This is a genomic window from Mesorhizobium sp. WSM4807, from assembly GCF_055811615.1.
In genome coordinates this window covers 23522-45256 of record NZ_JBVVQY010000035.1, presented here as the reverse complement: position 1 = coordinate 45256, position 21735 = coordinate 23522, and the positions used below count along the sequence as shown (strand labels likewise).

Genomic DNA, 21735 nt, shown 5'->3' with positions numbered 1-21735 from the left:
CGCCCCCCCACCCCCCCCCCCCCCCCCCCGCCCGCCCGCCCCCACCCCCCCCCCCGGGGGGGGGGGGCCCCCCCACACCGCCCCCCGGCCCTCTTTTCGCCCCCGGGGGGGGGGGCCGGTGCAACCTCGCCGACCCCACCCCGTCTCGCAGTCTCTGCTTCGCTCCGACTGTTCGCCGACCCTCCCCTCGAGGGGGAGGTTTACCCCTGCGAGGGCGTGAACCGCGCGACCAGCGTGTGGTTCTCGGCCGCATAGGTGAAACGGACATGGGTGACGGGGTGCTCGGCGCTCCATGTCCGCCGCTCGACCACCAGGCACGGTGCGCCGGCCTCGATATCGAGTGCGGCGGCAATGTGTCCGTCGGCGGCAATAGCGCGGATGCGGTGCTCGGCGGCACTCCACGGCACCCGGGCGATCAGCCACGGGCCGGGCGCTATGGCATGAAACTCCTCGTTGGCGGCCTCGGCCACGGCGGCCAGGTTGATCAGCCGCTGTTCGTGGGCGAACGGCCGCTTGCCGGCGAAATGCCGGCATTCCAGCGCCAGCACCGGTCCGTTGGAGTCGAGTTCCAGCAAGGCGCGATCCTCGGCGTTGCTGCGCCTTTTGTGGCGCGCCACACGCTCGTAGCGATAGAGCAGACCGAGCCCCTCGACCTCGATCCTGATGTCGTGGATTTCCAGCACCGCGGCTTGCGACTGCGGCCGCCGGACAAAGCTGCCAGAGCGGCGGCGGCGCTCGATCAGCCCGGCTTTGGCAAGCTGCGACAGCGCCTTGTTCACCGTCATGCGCGAACATTTGTACTCGGCCGTCAGTTCGTGCTCGAACGGGATGCGGTGGCCAGGCGCCCAGGCGCCGGACAGGATCCGCTCGCTGATGTCGGACAGGATGCGCTGATGCAGCGAGAGAGATTCGCCGAGGTCCACATCCAATGCCTCAGTCATGCTCATCCCGAAAGCGCCGTCATCACTTTGCGAAAACGCTCGGCAATGGCATCGCGCCTTGCATGCCTGCCGCCGCTGACCAGTTTCTTGCCATGCACCCAGACGCAATCGATATTGGCGCCGTTGGCGAAGATCCAGGCATCGAGCACCGCATCGCCCGTCTTGCTGGCCAGCGAGGGATGCTTGCCATCGAGCGACACGAAATCGGCTGAGGCACCAGCGGCGATCTGCGAGGCCCCGGCGCCAAGCGCCGCACTGCCGCCGTCGAGCGCTGCATCGAATAGCGCGCGGCCGGTCGAACCGCCCGCCACCGCCAGCACGTTGCGGGCGCGGTGGGCGAGGCGCTGCGAATATTCGAGCTGCCGCAATTCGTCCGGCAGGCCGATCAGCACGTTGGAATCGGAGCCGACGCCGAGGCGGCCGCCATGTTGCTTGAACAAAGGTGCGGCAAAGGTGCCGTCGCCGAGATTGGCCTCGGTGATCGGGCAGAGGCCGGCGACTGCTCCGCTTTTCGCCATGGCCGCCGTCTCGGTCTCGGTCATGTGGGTGGCGTGGATCAGGCACCAGCGGTCATCGACCTTGGCATTGGCGAGCAGCCATTCGACCGGCCGCGCCCCGGACCAGGCAAGGCAGTCCTCGACCTCCTTCACTTGCTCGGCGATATGGATGTGGACCGGTCCGCCCGGTACCATTGTCGCGATGTTTTCCAACTCCTCCGGTGTCACCGCGCGCAGACTGTGTGGGGCGACGCCAACGACGCCTTGATTCAAGGTGCGAACGGATTCGCGGCATTTCTCAACAAGCCGCGAGAACCGATTCACATCGTTGATGAATCGTCGCTGGCCTTCGTTCGGCGCGGCGCCGCCGAAAGTGGAATGCGCATAGAAGACCGGCAGCAGCGTCAGCCCAATGCCGGTGTCGGCAGCTGCGGCAGTGATGCGTTCGGCCATTTCGGCGATGTTGGCGTAGGGCTGGCCGTCGCGGTCGTGATGCAGATAGTGAAACTCGCCGACGCGTGAGAATCCAGCCTCCAGCATCTCGACATAGAGCTGCGCGGCAACCGCCTCGACCTGGTCCGGCGTCATCGACAGCGCAAATCGGTACATCACCTCGCGCCAGCTCCAGAAACTGTCGGCGGAAGGGCCGCGCAGTTCGGCAAGGCCGGCCATGCCGCGCTGGAAGGCGTGGCTGTGCAGGTTCGGCATGCCTGGCAGGAGGATGGCATGGCGTTCGTCGCCGGGCTGGGATGCAGTGTTCGGCTCGACAGTAGCGATGCGGCCTTCACTGACGACGATCCGGGCATTGGAATGCCAGCCGTCGGGCAGAAGCGCCTGTTCCGCAAAGATCGCCGTCACGTTTTTCTCTCCTATTCCCTGTGTCCCGTGCAATGATATCACTTGCAGTGTGTTTCAATATGTATATACATAATCGCCGCCGATTGAAACGGAAAAGATAATGGCTGGAGAGAGCAAAAGCCGGGCAGGGGAGGTTCGCCTCTGGCGCAATGCGCGCCTGGCGACCATGGCCGAAAGCGCTGCCGGACTTGGCATCGTCGAACACGGTGCGATCGCCGCACGCGATGGCCTGATCGTCTATGCCGGCCCGGAAGCCGACATGACGGCACCGTTCAGCCAGAACGCCGAGGTCGTCGATTGCAAGGGCCGCTGGATCACGCCCGGCCTGATCGACTGCCATACTCATCTGGTCCATGCCGGCAACCGTGCCAACGAATTCGAGATGCGGCTGGCCGGCGCCACCTATGAAGAGGTCACCAAGGCCGGCGGCGGCATCGTCTCGTCGGTCAAGGCGCTGCGCGCTGCCAGCGAGCACGAACTGGTTGCACAGTCGCTGCCGCGCCTTGATGCGCTGATCGCTGAAGGCCTCACCACCATCGAGATCAAGTCGGGCTATGGGCTCGACATCGAAAACGAGAAGAAATCGCTGCGCGCCGCGCGGCTCCTGGGCGAAAACCGTCCAATAGCAGTAAGGACGAGCTTCCTCGGCGCCCACGCGCTGCCGCCCGAGGCGAAAGGCGACAAGGACGCTTTTATCGACCTGGTCGCAAAAGAGATTTTGCCGGCCGTCGCTGCCGAGGGCCTGGCCGATGCCGTCGACGGGTTTTGCGAAGGCATCGCCTTTTCGCCCGAGCAGATTTCTCGCGTGTTCGACGCGGCGAAAGCAGCAGGCCTGCCGGTCAAGCTCCATGCCGACCAGTTGTCCAATCTGCGTGGCGCGGAACTCGCCGCAGGCTATGGCGCGCTCTCGGCAGACCATCTCGAATACACTGACGAAGCGGGTGCGGCGGCAATGGCGAAGGCAAGAACCGTGGCGACGATCCTGCCCGGCGCCTATTATTTCATCCGCGAGACCAAGAAGCCGCCGGTCGGCCTGTTTCGCCAGCACGGCGTCAGAATGGCGGTCGCCACCGACTGCAATCCCGGCACTTCGCCGCTGACCTCGCTACTGCTGACCATGAACATGGCGGCGACTTTGTTTGGCTTGACCGTGGAGGAATGCCTTGCCGGTGTCACCCGCGAGGCCGCACGCGCGCTCGGACTGCTCGGAAAAACCGGCACGCTGGAGGCTGGAAAATCAGCCGACATGGCGATCTGGGACATCGAGCGCCCGGCCGAGCTCGTCTACCGCATGGGCTTTAACCCGCTGCATGCCCGCATCTGGAGAGGACGATGAGCGAACTCAAACTCAAGCCGGGCAACACAACACTGGCCGACTGGCGCGAAATCTATCGTGGCGCGGTGCCGAAGCTGGACGCTGCCTGCCGGCCAAAAATCAAGGCCAGCGCCGAGGCGGTTGCGCGGATCGTCGCCCGGGGTGAGCCGGTCTATGGCATCAACACCGGCTTCGGCAAATTGGCCAGCGTCCGCATCCCCGCCGCCGACCTCGAGACCCTTCAACGCAACATTGTGCTGTCGCATGCTGCCGGCGTCGGCGAGCCGATGCCGGTTGCGATCACCCGGCTGATGATGGCGCTGAAGCTGGCCAGCCTGGCGCAGGGCGCTTCCGGCGTGCGGCCGCAGACGATCGAATTGCTGGAAGCGATGCTGGCCAATGACGTCATTCCGGTGGTGCCGGCGCAAGGCTCGGTTGGCGCCTCCGGCGACCTTGCTCCGCTGTCGCATATGACGGCGGTAATGATCGGCGTCGGCGAATGTTTTACCCCGCATGGCCGGTTCCCTGCCAAGGTCGCCTTTGTTTCGCACGGGCTGGAGCCGGTCACGCTTGGCGCCAAGGAAGGGTTGGCGCTGCTTAACGGCACGCAGTTCTCGACCGCCTACGCGTTGGCCGCCCTGTTCGACGCCGAAGTGCTCTACCAGTCGGCGCTCGTCGCCGGCGCGCTTTCGACCGATGCCGCCAAGGGTTCCGACGCCCCCTTCGATCCGCGCATCCATCTGCTCAGGAAGCATCCTGGCCAGATCGAGGCGGCCGAGGCGCTGCGCAACCTGATGGCCGGCAGCGCCATCCGTGAATCGCACCGGGTCGGCGACGAGCGCGTGCAGGATCCGTACTGCCTGCGCTGCCAGCCGCAGGTGATGGGCGCGGCGCTCAGCGTGCTGCGCCAGGCCGCCGACACGCTGGGCACCGAGGTCAACGGCGTCACCGACAATCCGCTGATCTTCACCGAGGACGACACCGCGCTTTCCGGCGGCAATTTCCATGCCGAGCCGGTGGCCTTCGCCGCCGACATGATCGCACTTGCCGTCTGCGAGATCGGCTCGCTGTCGGAGCGGCGCATCGCCATGCTGGTCGACCCGGCGCTGTCCGGCATGCCGGCCTTCCTGACGCCGAAGCCCGGGCTGAATTCAGGCTTCATGATCCCGCAAGTGACGGCGGCAGCACTCGTCTCGGAAAACAAGCAGAAGGCCTATCCGGCCAGCGTCGATTCGATCCCGACCTCGGCCAATCAGGAAGACCACGTCTCGATGGCGGCACATGGCGCGCGCCGGCTGATCGGCATGATCGAGAATGCGACGGCCGTCATCGGCATCGAATTGCTGGCCGCCGCACAAGGCTGCGACTTCCATGCGCCGCTGGCGTCGAGTGCGGCGCTCGAAGCGGTGCGCAGGCTGGTTAGAGCCGAAGTGCCGCATCTCGACAATGACCGGCATTTCCACCCCGACATGGAAAAGGCCATCGCCATGGTGCGCAATGGCGCTGCCGTGAAGGCAGCGGGCGCGGTGGCACTGCCGGGAATTGCGTCGTGAGGATGCGCGCCATGACAGGTCTCGTTTCTTGGCGCCCCCCTCTGTCCTGCCGGACATCTCCCCCTCGAGGGGGGAGATTGGATGTCACGCCGGCCTTCGCCAATCGGCCATGTCGCAGGATTGAGTGCGGCGCCAAAGCTGCCAATCTCCCCCCAAGAGGGGGAGATGCCCGGCAGGGCAGAGGGGGGCGCCGTAAAGCGCCGGCGCAGGGAGACCATTCATGAACGCGCCCTCCTGGCTCACCGTCACCCAAGGCACGGCACCCCTGCTGGTCTCGATCCCGCACACCGGTATCGATCTCGCCGGTCTCGAAAACCGGCTTATGTCGCCCTGGCTCGGCCGCCGCGACGCCGACTGGTGGATCGACAAGCTGTATGACTTTGCCGAGGAGCTCGGCGCGACGGTGGTGCATACGGCGATCTCGCGCACCGTCATCGACGTCAATCGTGACCCGTCCGGCGCCTCGCTCTATCCCGGCCAGGCGACGACCGGGCTCTGCCCGACCGAGACCTTCGATGGCGATCCACTCTATCGCGCCGGGGAAGAACCGGGGCCGTCGGAGGTCGACGAGCGCCGCGAAAAATACTTTGTGCCCTACCATGCCGCTTTGCAGGCCGAGATCGACAGGCTACGCGCCCTGCACCAGAAGATCGTCGTCTATGACTGCCACTCGATCCGCTCGGTGCTGCCGCGGCTGTTCGAGGGCACGCTGCCGGTGTTCAATCTCGGCACCAATGATGGCAAGAGCGCCGACCCGGCCTTGCAGGCGATGGTCGACGAGATCCTCGCCGGAACCGGCGAGACCTACGTGGTGAATGGCCGCTTCAAGGGCGGCTGGATTACGCGGAATTTTGGCCAGCCGCAAAACAACGTCCATGCGCTGCAGATGGAACTCTCCAACCGCGGCTATATGCGCGAGCCCGAGGGCAAGGGGACGCCCGACAATTGGCCGGTGCCTTACGACCCCGCTTTCGCCGCGCCGATCCGCGCTACGCTGAAGCGGATCCTGGAAAGCGCGATTGCCTGGGTCGGGCGCTGACGCTCCGCCGCACAGCTCATTCGAAAGGAAAAGTGACGCCATGACCGATCCTCGTCATAACATCCGCGAAGTCCGCAGCCCGCGCGGCAGCCAACTCAACGCCCGGACATGGCTGACGGAAGCGCCGTTGCGCATGCTGATGAACAATCTCGATCCCGACGTCGCCGAAAACCCCAACGAACTGGTCGTCTATGGCGGCATCGGCCGGGCGGCGCGCACCTGGAACGACTTTGATCGCATCGTCGCCTCTCTGAAGACGCTTGGAGATGACGAGACGCTTCTGGTGCAGTCCGGCAAGCCGGTCGGGGTGTTTCGGACTCACACCGATGCGCCGCGCGTGCTGATCGCCAATTCCAACCTCGTGCCGCACTGGGCGACATGGGAGAAGTTCAACGATCTCGATAAGAAGGGCCTGATGATGTACGGCCAGATGACGGCCGGCTCGTGGATCTACATCGGTACGCAAGGCATCGTGCAGGGCACCTACGAGACCTTCGTCGAGGCCGGCCGCCAGCATTATGGCGGCAATCTCAGAGGCAAATGGATCCTGACCGGCGGCCTCGGCGGCATGGGCGGCGCCCAGCCGCTGGCCGCGGTGATGGCCGGCGCCTGCTGCCTGGCGGTCGAATGCGATCCCGACCGCATCGATTTCAGGCTGCGCACCCGCTATGTCGACGAGCGCGCCGACACGCTCGACGAGGCGCTGGAAAAGATCGAGCGCTGGACCAGGGCCGGCGAGGCGAAATCGGTCGGCCTGGTCGGCAACACCGCTGACATCGTGCCGGAACTGGTGCGGCGCGGCGTGCGCCCCGACTTAGTCACCGACCAGACGTCGGCGCATGATCCGCTCAACGGCTATCTGCCCAAGGGCTGGTCGCTCGCCGAATGGCGCGAGAAGCGCGCCAGCGACCCGAAGGCGGTCGAAAAGGCGGCGCGCGCGTCGATGCGCGAACATGTCGAGGCGATGGTGGCGTTCTGGAACGCGGGCGTGCCGACGCTCGACTATGGCAACAACATCCGTCAGGTGGCGAAGGAGGAAGGGTTCGAGAACGCCTTTGCCTTCCCTGGTTTCGTGCCGGCCTACATCCGACCGCTGTTTTGCCGCGGCATCGGCCCGTTTCGCTGGGCAGCCCTCTCAGGCGATCCCGAGGACATCTACAAGACCGACGCCAAGGTCCGCGAATTGACGCCCGGCAACACCCACCTGCACAACTGGCTCGACATGGCGCGTGAGCGCATCGCGTTCCAGGGTCTGCCGGCGCGCATCTGCTGGGTCGGTCTCGGCGACCGCCACCGGCTCGGCCTCGCCTTCAACGAGATGGTGGCGAAGGGCGAGCTCAAGGCGCCGGTGGTCATCGGCCGCGATCATCTTGATTCCGGCTCGGTTGCCTCGCCGAACCGCGAGACCGAATCGATGAAGGACGGCTCCGACGCCGTGTCCGACTGGCCGTTGCTCAATGCGCTTCTCAACACCGCCTCCGGCGCAACCTGGGTATCGCTTCATCATGGCGGCGGCGTCGGCATGGGTTTTTCGCAGCATGCCGGCATGGTCATCGTCGCCGACGGCACACGCGAAGCGGCCAAACGCCTGGAGCGGGTGCTGTGGAACGACCCCGCAACCGGCGTCATGCGCCACGCCGATGCCGGCTATGACATCGCCATCGACTGCGCCAGGGAGCACCAACTCAACCTGCCAGGCATTCTCGGCTGAGCCGCGCCTTGCGCATTCTCCGGGCAGCCGAATACCGGTCTATACCGTGGAAGAACGGCGGCGGGGTGACGACGGAAATCGCCGTCTCGCCCGCAGGTGCTGCGCTCGACGATTTCGACTGGCGCATCTCCATGGCTCGCGTCGAAAGCGGCGGGCCATTCTCCGGGTTTGCCGGAGTGGACCGAACCTTGGCCGTGCTGGAAGGCGAGGGGATCATCCTTGATATCGCCGGCCGCCCGGCGGCTACGGTGACGAAAGCTTCCGCCCCACTTTCCTTTCCGGCCGATGTGCCGACGCAAGCGGCGCTGATCGCCGGTCCGATCACCGATCTCAATGTCATGACGCGGCGCGGACGGATGACCCACGCCGTCGAGAGCGTGGTGATTTCGGCCCCGACAGATATCCAGTCGGTGGCCGACGCGACCCTCATCCTGTGTTTTGACGGCGAGATCACGGTGGCCGGCGCGACGCCTGTCCGCATCGGGCCGCGCGACGCGCTGTTGCTCGGGCCGGACGCCCTAAAATGGCGCCTGGAGCCTGCCCGAACGGCGACGCTGTTCGTGATCAGGATCGAACGGGTTGCTGCAAACGATTAACGCCTGTTTCGAAACATGATCGCAACACCGGCGAAATATGCCGTAAGCTCAAGTCCACATCACGAAAAAGCCCGAATCCTTCCTTCGATCAAGTCTCGGCGGGAGCCAAGGGGTGATCGTCTGAAAGTTGTGGTGCGAAAACAAACTTTCGACCTGTGTTTCGATGCAACCAATTGCATTTGAATCGGTTTTAGGGACATTGCCGTGGCGGTGACGCCGCTATGCGCCTCCCATGCGGAATTTTCAATGAATATTCAGACGGCCCCCACCCAAATGGAAAAGACGAGCGCGGGCTTCCCGGCCATCACCGAAGAGCCGATACGCTCCAATTTCCTGCCGGAAGAGCGCCTGCGCACGCTGGGTACAAGCCTCGCCAAGGGCGACGTCAAGGATCTGTTCGGCCTGGATCCGTTCGATTTCCAGCCACGCGTCCGCGACAGCGCCAGCAAGATCCTCGAAGTCTACCGCTCGACCAATGCCGCGCAGGCGAGGGGCGAGACAATCACGCCGGCGGCGCAATGGCTGCTCGACAACAACTATCTGGTTGAGGAAACCATCTTCCAGGTCAAGCGCGACCTGCCGCGCCGTTTCTATCGGCAGTTACCGACGCTGAAGCTTTCCGACGGCGCCAGCGTGCCGCGCGCGCTTGCGTTGGCCTGGACCTATGTCGCCCATTCGGACAGTTCCGTCTCGGCGACCATGTTCAAGGCGATCGTCGAAGGCTTTCAGTCCGTGGAGCCGCTGAAGATCGGCGAACTCTGGGCGCTGCCATCGCTGCTGCGCTTCGTTCTGATCGAAAATCTTCGCCGGATCGCGGTCCGGGTCAATCGTACCCGGCAGATGCGCCAGATTGCCAACGAGGTTGCCAACCGCGTGCTGGCGATCGACGACAGCGCCGACCGCCAGGCGATCCTGTCGAACTACGTCGTCCATGCACAGGACACCACCTTCGCCACCCAATTGCTCTACCGCCTGCGCGACGGGTCGCAAAATGCCGGCAGGGCGCTGGAATGGCTGGAGGGCGAGCTTGAAAAGTCCGGCTCCGATGCCGAGGAAATCATCATCAGCGAACATCGTACGCTGTCCGGCGGCAATGTAACCACCGGCAACATCATCCGCGGCCTCAGGCTTATCAACGATATCGACTGGACGGTTTGGTTCGAAGGTGTCAGCCGCATCGACACCTTGCTGCGCGAGCGCACCGATTTCGCCGCGCTCGATTTCTTCTCGCGCGACCAGTACCGGACCGCGATCGAGGAAATGGCGCGCCGCTCCGATCGTTCCGAATTCCGCGTTGCCGAAAAGGCGATCGAACTCGCCGGCCATGCCGCTGTCGCCGATACCACCGGCACCGGTCCGACCGCTCACACCGACGTCGGGTTCTTTCTGGTCGGCCCGCGCCGGCTGGAACTGGAAAAAGCGATCGGCTATCGGCCGACCGTCAGCGTCACGATCAAACGGGCGTTCGGCAAGACCGGATGGCTGGGCATTGTCGTGCCGGTGTTCGCGCTGACGGTCCTGCTTCTGGTCCTCTCCGGCAACGCCCTTGCCAATCTCGGCCTGGCCATACCGTCGATCGTCTTGATGCTGGCGCTGTTTGCCGTGCCCGCCAGCGAAGGCGCGCTTGCCTTCTTCAACACCGTCGTATCGTTGTTCCTGAAGCCCACCCGCCTCGTCGGCTACGACTACAGACGCGGCATGCCGCCCGAGGCGCGCACGCTTGTGGTGGTGCCGTCGCTGATCGGCTCGCGCGACGACGTCGAGGAGAACATCCGCAACATCGAAGTGCATCACCTGGCCAACACCGCGGACGAAATCCATTTCGCTTTGCTTTCGGACTGGCCGGACAGCAAAACCGAAATCGATGCGGCGGATATTGAGATCCTCCAATATGCTCGCGACGAGATCGCACGGCTGAACGCCCGCTATCCCAGCGAAGGCGCGCCGCGTTTCTACGTCTTGCATCGCCGGCGGCTCTACAATGAATCCCAGGGCGCCTGGATGGGCTGGGAACGCAAGCGCGGCAAGTTGCACGAACTGAACCTTCTGCTGCGCGGTGACAGCGACACCACCTTCCTGCCGCTGGATGTGCCGCTGCCTGAAAACGTCATCCATGTGATGACGCTGGACGCCGACACGCGCACCACCCGCGATGCTGTCGCCAGTTTGGTTGGCAAGCTTTGCCATCCGCTCAACCGCCCGCATTACGATGCGGCAAAGCGCGTTGTCACCGCCGGCTACACCATCCTGCAGCCGCGCATCACCGCCTCGCTGACCAGCGGCGACGACGCATCCTTCTTCCAGCGGGTCTTTTCCGCCAATCGCGGCCTCGATCCCTACGTATTTGCCGTCTCGGATATCTACCAGGACGTCTTCGGCGACGGCTCCTTCACCGGCAAGGGCCTCTATCACGTCGACGCCTTCGAAGCGGCGCTGAAGGGCCGCATCGAAGAAAACACCATCCTCAGCCACGATCTGCTCGAAGGCGCCTTGGCACGCGCGGCGCTGGTCACAGACGTCGAACTGGTCGAGGACTATCCGACCCGCTATTCGGTCGACGCGTCGCGCCACCATCGCTGGGCACGCGGCGATTGGCAGCTTCTGGGCTTCATTCTCGATCCACGCTCCGGCGTACCGGCGCTGTCGCGCTGGAAGATGGTCGACAATCTGCGCCGCTCGCTGACACCGATCTTCTGGGTGATGGCGGCGATCGCCGGCTGGACGTTGCTGCCTTTCACGCAGGCCGCGCAATGGCAGGCGCTGTTGATCCTCACACTGTTCATGGCGCCGACATTCGACATCGTCCACGCCATCCTGCCGAAAAGTGGCGACCAGACGCCGCGCGGCCATTTCTCGGCGCTGGCGCGAGACGTTGTCTTCGGCACCGCCCTGGTAGCGCTGAAGATCGTGCTGATGGCGCATCTGGCCTGGATGATGGGCGATGCCATCATTCGCACGTTCTACCGTTTGTTCGTCACTCGGCAGAACCTGCTCGAGTGGCGCACTGCCTCGCAGGCGCACAAGAACGGCGACAACGATCTCGGCTCCTATTACGGCATGATGTATGGCGCGGTGATTGTCGGCGTCGTCGGCCTCGCCATCCCGGTTCTGGCCGATTCCACCGGAGCATTTGTGGCCTTTTTCTTCGCGCTGTTCTGGATCGGTTCGCCGGCCTTCGCCTTCTGGATCAGCCGCTCGGCCGAAACCGAGGACCGTTTGCGCATATCGGCGGCGGACATCCATGCGCTGCGCACGGTTGCCCGGCGCACATGGCATTATTTCGAGACCTTCGTGACGGCCGAGCATCACAATCTGCCGCCCGATAATTTCCAGGAAAGTCCGGCGCCTGTCGTCGCGCCCCGCACCTCGCCGACTAATATCGGCGTCTATCTCCTGTCGGTGATTTCGGCGCGCGACTTCGGCTGGATCAGCCTGTCCGACGCCACCACCCGCATCGACGCGACGATGTCGACCATCGAGAGCATGCCGCGTGAGCGCGGCCACCTCTTCAACTGGTATGACACGACGACGCTGAAACCGCTCTATCCGCTCTACATTTCCGCCGTCGATAGCGGCAATCTTGCCGGCCATCTGGTGGCGGTGGCGGCCGCCTGCGCCGAATGGGCGGAAGCGCCTGCAGTCCACCTTCAGGGCGACTTCGAGGGTATCCTCGATACGGTGACCATCCTCGACGAAAGCCTGGCGGAGTTGCCTGACGACCGTCGCCAGTTGCGACCGTTGCGCCAGCGACTCGCCGATCGCCTCGACGGCATGCGGCGGGCGGTCGAATCGATCAAGGCACAGCCCGAGATGGCATCGATCCGCACCATCAACCTGGCCGTTCTGGCCGGCGAGATTCGCAAGCTCGCCGTCGCCATCCATACCGAGGCCGTATCGACACAGAGCGACACCATCGCCGACTGGGCGGCGAGACTGGAAGCCACCTGCGAAGCGCATGTCCATGACGCGCATAGCGACGACAATGCCGTCGAAGCCTTGCGGGCCAAGCTTCTTTCGTTGCGCGAGCGCACGCGTCGCTTCGCCTTCGAGATGGATTTCTCCTTCCTAATGCGGAAGGAACGCAAGCTTCTGTCGATCGGCTACCGGGTCGAGGAGCATCAGCTCGACGAAAGCTGCTACGACCTCCTGGCTTCCGAGGCGCGGCTGACCAGCCTGTTCGCCATCGCCAAGGGCGATCTGCCGACGGAGCACTGGTTCCACCTCGGCCGGCCGATCGTCGAGATCGGGTTCAAGGGCGCACTGATGTCCTGGTCCGGCTCGATGTTCGAGTATCTGATGCCGCCGTTGGTGATGAAAGAGGCCCAAGGCAGCATCCTCAACCAGACCAGCAAGCTCATCATCAAACGTCAGATCCAGTACGGCCGCTCGAAGAACGTGCCCTGGGGGATTTCGGAAGCGGCCTACAATGCCCGCGACCGCGAACTGACCTACCAGTACACCAATTTCGGCGTGCCCGGGCTGGGGCTGAAGCGAGGTCTTGGCCAGAACACGGTGATTGCGCCTTATGCAACCGTGCTGGCGGCGCAGTTCACCCCGCGTGAATCGGTGCAGAACCTGGCCAGGCTGAGGCAGCTCGGCGCCCTTGGCCGGCACGGCTTCTACGATGCGGTCGATTTCACGCCGCAGCGCGTGCCGGAGGGCACCGACCATGTCGTTGTGCTGAACTACATGGCCCACCATTCCGGCATGTCGATCGCCGCCGTTGCCGACGCCATCTTCGAAGGACGCCTGCGCGACCGCTTCCACAGCGATCCGGTGATCGAGTCGGCCGAGTTGCTGCTGCAGGAAAGGGCGCCGCGCGACATCCCGACCGCCACCGTCAGGACCGAGGCCGACGAACGGTCGAAGGACGAAACGGAAGTCGAGAGCCCCGACACGCGCATCGTGCTCAATCCGCTCAAGGCGCTGCGTTCGACCAGCGTCATGTCCAACGGCCGCTACTCGGTCATGGTCACCGCGACCGGCTCCGGCTATAGCCGCTGGGGCGAGCTTGCCGTCACGCGCTGGCAGCCGGATCCAACCGAGGATCGGCTTGGCTCCTATATCTTCCTGCGCGACGCCGGCACCGGCGACTGGTGGTCGGCCACCGCCGAGCCAAAGCGTGCCACCGACGAAGAGGTGCAGACGCTGTTCTCCGACGACAAGGCGAGTTTCATCAAGTCGGTGGGATCACTGCGTTCGGAGGTCGAATGCATCGTCATCTCGGAAGGAAACGGCGAAGGCCGGCGGGTGACGCTCTACAATGACGGCCCCGTCGATCGGCATATCGAAGTGACCTCCTTTGCTGAACTGGTGCTGGGCTCCGACGCATCCGACAATGCGCATCCGGCCTTCTCGAAAATGTTCGTGGAAACCGAAATCGCTGCGAATAATGGGGCGATCTTCGCCACAAGACGCAAGCGGGAAACGGACGAGCCTGATGTCACCATGGTGCATTTCGTCACCGACCCGTCTGCGTCGACGCGCGACGCCGAAGCCGAGACCGACCGGCGCGCCTTCATCGGCCGCGGCCGCACAATTGTCGAGGCCGCCGCCTTCGATCCCGGCGCCAAGCTTGGCGGCCATTCCGGCTTCACACTGGATCCGGTCGCAGCACTTCGCCGACAGGTGCGCGTGCCGGCCAACAAGAAGATATCGCTGACCTTCTGGACTGCCGTCGGCGCCAACCGTGCCGAACTCGACGATGCCATTGCGCGGCTCGATCATCCGGAAGCCTTCGCCCGCCAGGCGATGCTCGCCTGGACCCGCTCACAGGTGCAGACCCGTCATCTCGGCCTCAGCCTTGCCGATGCCGCCAATGTGCAGAACCTGGCGCGCTATCTGATCTATCCTGATCAGTTCCTGCGCCTTCCGGCCGAATCGATCGCTTCCGGGCTCGGCAAGCAGTCGGGCCTGTGGCCGACCAGCATATCCGGCGACTTTCCGATTTTCCTGGTCAGGATCGGCGATGTCGCCGATCTCGAAATCGTTGCCCAGGCGCTCCGCTTCCAGGAATATATGCGCGCCCGCGGCATGATGATCGACTTTGTCGTCGTCAACGAGCAGGCTTCATCCTACGTGCAGGATCTGCAACGGGCAGTCGAGACGCTGTGCGAAAACAGCCGCCTGCGCGGCAAGGAACTCGGACCCCGCCAGCACATCTTCGCGGTGCGCCGCGATCTGATGGACGAGACGACCTACAAGACGCTGCTCGCCGTCGCCCGCGTCGCCCTGCACACGCGAAACGGCACCATCTTCGATCAGATCGAGCGCGCCGAGGCCGCTGCGCTGCAAGCGCGGGACGCTTTGCAGCCGGCAGGTGCAGCAGCGCTTCGTGAACCGTCTCCGCCGGCGCCACAGACATGGGCTGCCCAGGCCTCGGTCGAAGGCAGCGCCGACGGCAGCGGGCTCAACCAGTGGAACGGTTTTGGCGGCTTCGAGGGCGACGGACGCCACTATGTCGTGCGCCTTGCTGGCCGGCGCACGACGCCGCAGCCCTGGATCAACGTCGTCTCCAACGCCTCGTTCGGTTTCCATGTTTCGGCTGAAGGCGCTGCCTTCACCTGGAGCCGAAACAGCCGCGACTATCAACTGACGCCGTGGGCGAACGACCCGGTCACCAACCGGCCCGGCGAGGGCATCTATATTTACGATCATGCCAACGGCCGGGCGTTCTCGCCGCTGGCCGCAGTGGTGCGCGATCCCGCCATGACCTACGAAACATGGCATGGACAGGGTTTTTCGACCTTCCGTTCGAAGCGCGGACCGCTGTCGATGGACCTGACCCATGTGGTGGATCCTGTCGATCCGGTGAAAATCTCCCGATTGCGCATCCAGAATTCGGGTTCGGTGCCGGCGCGCCTGCGCGTCTACGCCTATGCGGAATGGGTTCTTGGCAGCCATCGTTCGCGCACGGCGGCGACCATCGTTCCGTCCACGGATGCTGCGACGGGCGCGTTGCTGGCGCAAAATCCCTACGGGCTCGACTTCAGCGAGCGGGTCGCCTTCCTGGCCGCCGACAGCGCGGTACACTCGGTGACGGCCGACCGCGGTGAGTTCATCGGTCGCCACGGCACCAGCGAACTTCCGCATGCCGTGCTCAGCGGCGCAAGCCTGTCGGGCCGCGTCGAGGCGGGCGACGATCCTTGTGCTGCAATTGCACGCGACGTCGACATCCCTGCCGGCGGCGACGTGACGCTGCTCTGGCTGCTCGGCGATGCAGCCTCTGCCGAGGAAGCCAGCGCGCTGGTACAGCATCATTGCAGCAAGGATTTCGATCAGCGGCTGGCTGACAATGAACGCACCTGGCGAGGGTTTCTCGACACCATCCAGGTCGAGACGCCGGACAAGGCGCTCAACGCCATGGTCAACCACTGGCTGCCCTATCAGAGCCTTGCCTGCCGCATCCGCGCCCGCTCCGCGTTTTACCAGGCGAGCGGCGCCTTTGGCTTCCGCGATCAGTTGCAGGACACGCTGGCCCTGCTTGTCCATGATCCGAAACTGGCGCGCGACCAGATCCTCAACGCGGCGCGGCGGCAATTCCCCGAAGGCGACGTGCAGCATTGGTGGCTGCCGCGCACCGAGGCAGGCGTCCGCACCATGATTTCCGACGACGTGGTCTGGCTCGCCCATGCCACGGCACACTACTTGCGGGTGACCGGCGACACCGCGATCCTTAGGGAACAGCTGCCCTTCATCGATGGGCCGCCGCTGGAAGAAGGCGAGCACGACGCCTTCTTCACCCCGGAGATCTCGAAGAAGACCGCTTCACTCTATGATCATTGCGCACGCGCACTTGACCTTGCCATCAAGCGCAGCAGCTCCGCCGGACTGCCGCTGATCCTCGGTGGCGACTGGAACGACGGCATGAACCGTGTCGGCGAGCACGGAAAGGGCGAGAGCGTCTGGCTGGGCTGGTTCCTGCTGAAGACGCTGGGCGACTTTGCACCTGTCGCCAAGGCGGAAGGCGATACCAAGCGCGCGCAAGCCTGGACAAAACACGCCGACGTGCTGAGGCGGGCGCTGGAAAGCACCGCCTGGGATGGTGAATGGTATCGTCGCGGCAGTTTCGACGATGGCACGCCGCTGGGGTCGCGCGGTTCGCAGGAGTGCAAGATCGACTCGATTGCCCAGTCGTGGAGCGTGCTGTCGGGAGAGGGCGATCCGGCGCGGTCGACGACGGCGATGCAGCAGGCATTGAAAATGCTCGTCGACGACGAGCTCAAGATCGTCAAGCTTTTCACCCCGCCCTTCTCCAGGACGGAACAGAACCCAGGCTACATCAAGAGCTACCCGCCGGGTGTCCGTGAAAACGGCGGCCAGTACACCCACGCGGCGACATGGTTCGTCATTGCGCTCGCCGAAATGGGGCGCACCGACGACGCCTACCGCTGTCTCTCGATGCTCAACCCGGTCAACCACGCGCTCGACGAAGCCGCTGCCGAGCACTACCGCGTCGAGCCTTATGTCGTCGCGGCCGACGTCTACGCCGGGCAAGGCAAGGGCGGCCGCGGCGGCTGGACCTGGTATACCGGCTCGGCCGGCTGGCTTTACCGCGCGGCGGTCGAGGGCATCCTCGGCATTGAGCGCAGGGGCGAGCGCATCCAGTTCAGGCCGAAACTCCCCAGCCATTGGGATGGTTATACAGCAACGCTCAAGGTGCTGGGGGCCGAACTCAGGGTTCGCGTTGTCCGCGACGCCAAGGTCAAAGCCATCTCGCTTGAGGTAGATGGTAAAAAGACGAAGGCTTCGTCTTTCGAACCGAAAGCCGGCGACAATGCTGAGGTGGTCGTCAGGATACCGGCGTAGTTTCAAGGATTTGGAGCGTCTTTGCACGTCTTGGGGGCGCGCGTTGTTTAAGCGTGCTCTAGAAATTCTATTGCGCATGAGCTCTCCAAAAAGCCGATGCAGGCTTTTGTGATCCGTACATAACCAGTTGCTGATTAAAATTGCGGCAGTGCTTGCAGCCTGCCACGATTCTGCCGCAAGGCTGACATTTTACCTTTTTTCTCAAACCGTTAGGTGATCACGACAGATTTCGCAGCGTCGCCATCTTTTGTTCGCGAATTGGGAACTGAAGGGGTACACGAGCATTGTTTCGCGACACGTCAACAGGTACGAGTCAGAAAATGATGCAATGCACAATAACAATTTGCCGGAGTAGCTGAAGTGTCCCTTCTGCAGATCTACTGGAGAGCGCTTGGTTATCTCGCCGCCGACAGGAAACGCGTAGCGTTTATCTGCGGAGCGAATGTCGCGCTTGCCATTATCGCCATCCTTGAGCCGATCATGTTCGGACGGGTGATCGATGCTATTTCGGACGGCGGCTCGGTCTTTTCGACGCTCGCCGTATGGGCCGGTATCGGCGTCTTCAACGTCGTCGCCTTCGTTCTGGTGGCGCGCGGCGCTGACCGCTTTGCCCATGCACGGCGCAGCGAGGTTCTTTGCCAGTCATTCGAGCGCGTGATCACCATGCCGCTTGCTTGGCATCATCAGCGCGGCACCTCCAATTCCCTGCATACGCTTCTGCGCGCGGTCGAGACCTTGTTCAGTCTCTGGCTCGAGTTCATGAGGCAGCATTTGTCCACCGTTGTCGCACTGGTTCTGCTGGTGCCGACGGCGCTCAGCATGGATATTCGCATGTCGATGGTCCTGCTGGCGCTGGGCGCGCTGTACGTCGGGATCGGGCGGCTGGTGATGCGTCGTACCAGGGAAGGCCAGGCGTCCGTGGAACGGCACTTTCACCAAGTGTTCGCACATGTGAGCGACTCGGTCAGCAATGTCGCCGTGCTGCAGAGCTACAATCGCATCGGCCACGAGACCGACGCCTTGAAGCGTTATGTCAAGAATCTGCTTGATGCCCAGTATCCGGTGCTCGACTGGTGGGCACTGGCCAACGCTCTGCACCGCCTGTCGTCGACCATTTCGATGATGGTCGTGCTGTTGATCGGCTCCTATCTGGTCATGCATGGCCAATTGCGTATCGGTGACGTCATCGCCTTTACCGGCTTTGCCACGCTGCTGATTGCCCGGCTCGACCAGATGTCGGCCTTCGCCAACCAGATTTCGGAAGCCAGGGCCAAGCTCGAGGAATTTTACCGCCTTGAGGACTCCGCGGCCGACGCCGCCGAGCCGGACGGGTTGCGTGATCTGGTCAACGTCACTGGTCATGTGCGTTTTGAAAACGTCAACTTCGAATTCGCCAATTCGGGGCAGGGCGTGAACGACGTGTCCTTCGAGGTCCATGCCGGCCAGACCGTGGCCATCGTCGGTCCGACGGGCGCAGGCAAGACCACGCTCATCAATCTTTTGCAGCGCGTCTTTGCGCCGTCGAGCGGCCGTATCCTGATCGATGGCATCGATACCCGCACGGTGACCCGCAAGTCGCTGCGCCACTCGATCGCCACCGTTTTCCAGGATGCGGGCCTGCTCAACCGCTCGATCGAGGACAATATCCGGGTCGGGCGCGCCGAGGCGACCTATGATGAGGTCCACGCCGCCGCCAACGCCGCTGCCGCGCAGGATTTCATCCTGTCGAAGAGCAACGGCTACGATACGGTCGTCGGCGAACGCGGCGGACAGCTTTCGGGCGGCGAGCGCCAGCGTATCGCGATCGCGCGCGCCGTTCTGAAGGATTCGCCCATCCTGGTGCTCGATGAAGCGACCAGCGCGCTTGACGTCGAGACGGAAGACCGCGTCAAGGAAGCGATCGACGAATTGCGTCGCGGCCGCACCACCTTCATCATCGCCCACCGCCTGACCACCGTTCGCGATGCCGATCTGGTCGTGTTCATGGACAAGGGCAAGGTGGTCGAAATGGGTGGGTTCGCCGAATTGTCGATGCGCAATGGCCGCTTCGCCAGCCTGCTGCGCGCCGGCGGCCTGCTCAACGACGAGGAAGTCCGCCGCCTCAGCCGCACCATCACCGACGAGGCCGCCTGAGCGGCCAGGCTCGCCCTTCTCCCCTTGTGGGAGAAGGTGGCCGCGAAGCGGCCGGATGAGGGGTGCTCCAGCTTGGCACGGACGGCGCTCCGTCCAGCACCCCTCAACCGTCTTGGCGCTGCGCGCCAATCCACCTTCTCCCACAAGGGGAGAAGGAAAGGCTTGGTGCGACACCGCCACTCGATTGCCCCAAACGCGTCGCCGGTTTATGTAAAGCCGCATGAGTGACCTGACTTCACGCCTCAGCGGCTGGATGGATTTCGCCAACCCGACGCGGTTTGTCGGTTTGGCCGACAAGGTGGTGCCGTGGCTTGCGACCATCGCCACACTCATCCTGGCCGCCGGGCTCTATATGAGCTTCACTGCGCCGGAGGATTTCCAGCAAGGCATCACCGTGCGCATCATGTATATCCATGTGCCCTTCGCCTGGCTGGCCATGATGTGTTTCACGCTGATGGCGGTTTTCGCGTTAGGCACGCTGGTATGGCGCCATCCGCTGGCCGACGTCGCGCTGAAATCGGCGGCACCCATCGGCGCCGTCTTTACAGCGCTCGCGCTGATCACCGGTTCGATCTGGGGCAAGCCGATGTGGGGCACCTGGTGGGTGTGGGACGCGCGGCTGACGTCGGTGTTCGTGCTGTTTCTGATGTATCTCGGCATCATCGCGCTGACGCGGGCACTCGATGACGCGGCGCGCGCCGCCTGGGCCGCCGCAATCATCACCCTGGTCGGCTTCATCAACATCCCGATCATCAAATTCTCGGTCGACTGGTGGAACACGCTGCATCAGCCGGCTTCGGTGCTCCGGCTCGGTGGGCCGACGATCGATCCCAGCCTGTTGCGGCCGTTGCTGGTGATGGCTCTGGGCTTTACCGTGCTGTTCTTCGCGCTGCACCTGATGGCGATGCGCACGGAAATCCGACGTCGCCGGGTCATTTCCATGCGCCGTGTCGCAGCGAGGCAGGCCGAACGGCAATCGGCCTGACCAATTCAGATTTGCCTGGCCCTTCGCAAGCTCAGGGCGTTCGAAGCTCGAAAAGCCAAGCAATTGGCTTTCCGTCCGCACCGCGCACCGATTCTCACCCCATGCGGCCGCGCGCCGCCACCGGCAGCGTCTCGAGCACCCGTTCTCCGGCGATCAGGTGGACCTCGTCGAACAGGTTGATGACGACGCAGCAATGGTCAGGCACGACGCGCACGCGCTCACCGATACGCAGCCTGGCGTCGCCGGAAAGCGTGATGTTGCCGTGTTCCTCGCTGAGGCCGGTGACGGTGGCGCCCGGAACGCCCAGCAATTCGCCGAAATCGGGCAGCCCCAGCGTGTCGCTGGACAAGGCCTTGCTGCCGGCATCGAGGATGGCCCGTGTCGGCGTCGGATGGCTGACCACCGTCGACAGCACCGTCAGCGCGCAATCGTCGAGGCTTCCGACGCCTTTGGCGACCTGGTAGCGGTCGAGATAGATATAGGTGCCGGGGCGGTACTCGGTGATAACGGAAGCCTCGCTCGAGCGCCACATATCCGGCGTGCCGCCGCTGGAGATGCGTTGGCAGGCGAGGCCGGACGCGGCGAGCGCGTTGCGCGCATCGGCGAGCCACGCCTCGGCCTCGGCAGCGCGGCCTGCCGCCGGATAGGTCATCAGCCCGCCGAAGGCGAGTCCCTTGGCCTTGTCGATCTCTCTGGCCAATGCGACCGCCTCGCTGGCCGACTGGACGCCGCAGCGGCCCATGCCGGTGTCGCATTCCACCAGTACCTGTAGCGGCTGGCCTCGATCGGTGAAGGTGGCGTCGAGCCCGTTAAGCGTTTCCATGCTGTCTGATGTAACCGACAGCGTGACACGGCCGTGCAGCGCCTTGAGGCGCTCCAGCTTGGCCCTGCCCAGAATGTTGTAAGGCAGAAAAATGTCGGTGAGGCCGGCCTCGGCCATCACCTCGGCTTCACCGATCTTCTGGCAGGTGATGCCGACCGCACCCGCTGCGATCTGCTTCTTTGCCCAGTAAGGCAGTTTGTGGGTCTTGATGTGCGGCCTGAGCTTCAGCCCTTGGCTGTCGGCGTGGGCCTGCGCCCGCGCGATGTTGGCTTCGGCGCGGTCGACATCGATCAGGATCGCCGGCGTATCGAGGTCATCTATGCTCAGCATGGAATGCCACCATCAGGAAACTGGTTGCCGTTATGACCTTGATCGAACCGGATGTCATGAGGCCAGCTCATGCAGTTTACGTCGACACCGGATCGGCGTTCGGCTATTCGGTTTGGGGATCGCCTAGGCCGACTGGAAGGAACCAC

11 protein-coding genes are annotated in these 21735 nt (G+C 64.0%); 8 read left to right on the top strand and 3 right to left on the bottom strand.

What is annotated here, in order from left to right; translation table 11 throughout:
* Positions 1–200 precede the first annotated feature (200 nt).
* Positions 201–947 carry a histidine utilization repressor gene (gene hutC / locus AC0L3N_RS29510; protein ID WP_473551050.1) on the bottom strand — a complete coding sequence of 249 codons (747 nt, stop codon included), beginning with the start codon at positions 945–947 and terminating at the stop codon, positions 201–203.
* The gene (locus AC0L3N_RS29505) at positions 944–2296 is read right to left on the bottom strand and encodes a formimidoylglutamate deiminase (protein ID WP_473551049.1); all 1353 of its coding nucleotides are present in this window, start codon (positions 2294–2296) and stop codon (positions 944–946) included. The genes hutC and AC0L3N_RS29505 overlap by 4 nt, the downstream gene beginning before the upstream one ends.
* A 100-nt stretch (positions 2297–2396) precedes the next feature.
* Here AC0L3N_RS29505 and hutI point away from each other — a divergent pair, with 100 nt between their 5' ends.
* The 8 genes from hutI (at position 2397) to AC0L3N_RS29465 (ending at position 20436) form a co-directional block, all read left to right on the top strand.
* Positions 2397–3632 carry an imidazolonepropionase gene (gene hutI / locus AC0L3N_RS29500; protein ID WP_473551047.1) on the top strand — a complete coding sequence of 412 codons (1236 nt, stop codon included), beginning with the start codon at positions 2397–2399 and terminating at the stop codon, positions 3630–3632.
* The gene (gene hutH, locus AC0L3N_RS29495) at positions 3629–5164 is read left to right on the top strand and encodes a histidine ammonia-lyase (RefSeq protein ID WP_473551046.1); all 1536 of its coding nucleotides are present in this window, start codon (positions 3629–3631) and stop codon (positions 5162–5164) included. Before hutI ends, hutH begins: the two co-directional genes overlap by 4 nt.
* Positions 5165–5384: 220 nt before the next feature.
* Complete coding sequence (gene hutG, locus AC0L3N_RS29490; protein WP_473551045.1) at positions 5385–6203, top strand: N-formylglutamate deformylase; 819 nt, start codon at positions 5385–5387, stop codon at positions 6201–6203.
* Between the two features lie 40 nt (positions 6204–6243).
* On the top strand, positions 6244–7914 hold the full coding sequence (gene hutU, locus AC0L3N_RS29485) for a urocanate hydratase (RefSeq protein WP_123147607.1): 1671 nt from the start codon (positions 6244–6246) through the stop codon (positions 7912–7914).
* A gap of 8 nt (positions 7915–7922) precedes the next feature.
* On the top strand, positions 7923–8510 hold the full coding sequence (locus AC0L3N_RS29480) for a HutD/Ves family protein (RefSeq protein ID WP_473551043.1): 588 nt from the start codon (positions 7923–7925) through the stop codon (positions 8508–8510).
* A gap of 246 nt (positions 8511–8756) precedes the next feature.
* Positions 8757–17318, top strand: coding sequence for a glycoside hydrolase family 94 protein (locus tag AC0L3N_RS29475; protein ID WP_473551042.1), 8562 nt, complete (start codon positions 8757–8759; stop codon positions 17316–17318).
* A gap of 360 nt (positions 17319–17678) precedes the next feature.
* A complete protein-coding gene (locus AC0L3N_RS29470; RefSeq protein ID WP_123147604.1) occupies positions 17679–19451 on the top strand; it encodes a glucan ABC transporter ATP-binding protein/ permease in 1773 nt (590 codons plus the stop codon).
* Between the two features lie 220 nt (positions 19452–19671).
* The gene (locus tag AC0L3N_RS29465) at positions 19672–20436 is read left to right on the top strand and encodes a heme ABC transporter permease (RefSeq protein ID WP_123147603.1); all 765 of its coding nucleotides are present in this window, start codon (positions 19672–19674) and stop codon (positions 20434–20436) included.
* Positions 20437–20530: 94 nt separating this feature from the next.
* On the opposite strand, the gene AC0L3N_RS29460 is transcribed toward AC0L3N_RS29465, so the two are convergent.
* Positions 20531–21589, bottom strand: coding sequence for a D-TA family PLP-dependent enzyme (locus AC0L3N_RS29460; protein ID WP_473551040.1), 1059 nt, complete (start codon positions 21587–21589; stop codon positions 20531–20533).
* Positions 21590–21735 lie beyond the last annotated feature (146 nt).

What these genes read in the sequence shown, in the direction of transcription:
- hutC (WP_473551050.1), bottom strand. Translation starts at nt 947, where the DNA reads ATGAGCATGACTGAGGCATTGGATGTGGACCTCGGCGAATCTCTCTCG.
- hutI (WP_473551047.1), top strand. Translation starts at nt 2,397, where the DNA reads ATGGCTGGAGAGAGCAAAAGCCGGGCAGGGGAGGTTCGCCTCTGGCGC.
- hutH (WP_473551046.1), top strand. Translation starts at nt 3,629, where the DNA reads ATGAGCGAACTCAAACTCAAGCCGGGCAACACAACACTGGCCGACTGG.
- hutG (WP_473551045.1), top strand. Translation starts at nt 5,385, where the DNA reads ATGAACGCGCCCTCCTGGCTCACCGTCACCCAAGGCACGGCACCCCTG.
- hutU (WP_123147607.1), top strand. Translation starts at nt 6,244, where the DNA reads ATGACCGATCCTCGTCATAACATCCGCGAAGTCCGCAGCCCGCGCGGC.
- AC0L3N_RS29475 (WP_473551042.1), top strand. Translation starts at nt 8,757, where the DNA reads ATGAATATTCAGACGGCCCCCACCCAAATGGAAAAGACGAGCGCGGGC.
- AC0L3N_RS29465 (WP_123147603.1), top strand. Translation starts at nt 19,672, where the DNA reads ATGAGTGACCTGACTTCACGCCTCAGCGGCTGGATGGATTTCGCCAAC.
- AC0L3N_RS29460 (WP_473551040.1), bottom strand. Translation starts at nt 21,589, where the DNA reads ATGCTGAGCATAGATGACCTCGATACGCCGGCGATCCTGATCGATGTC.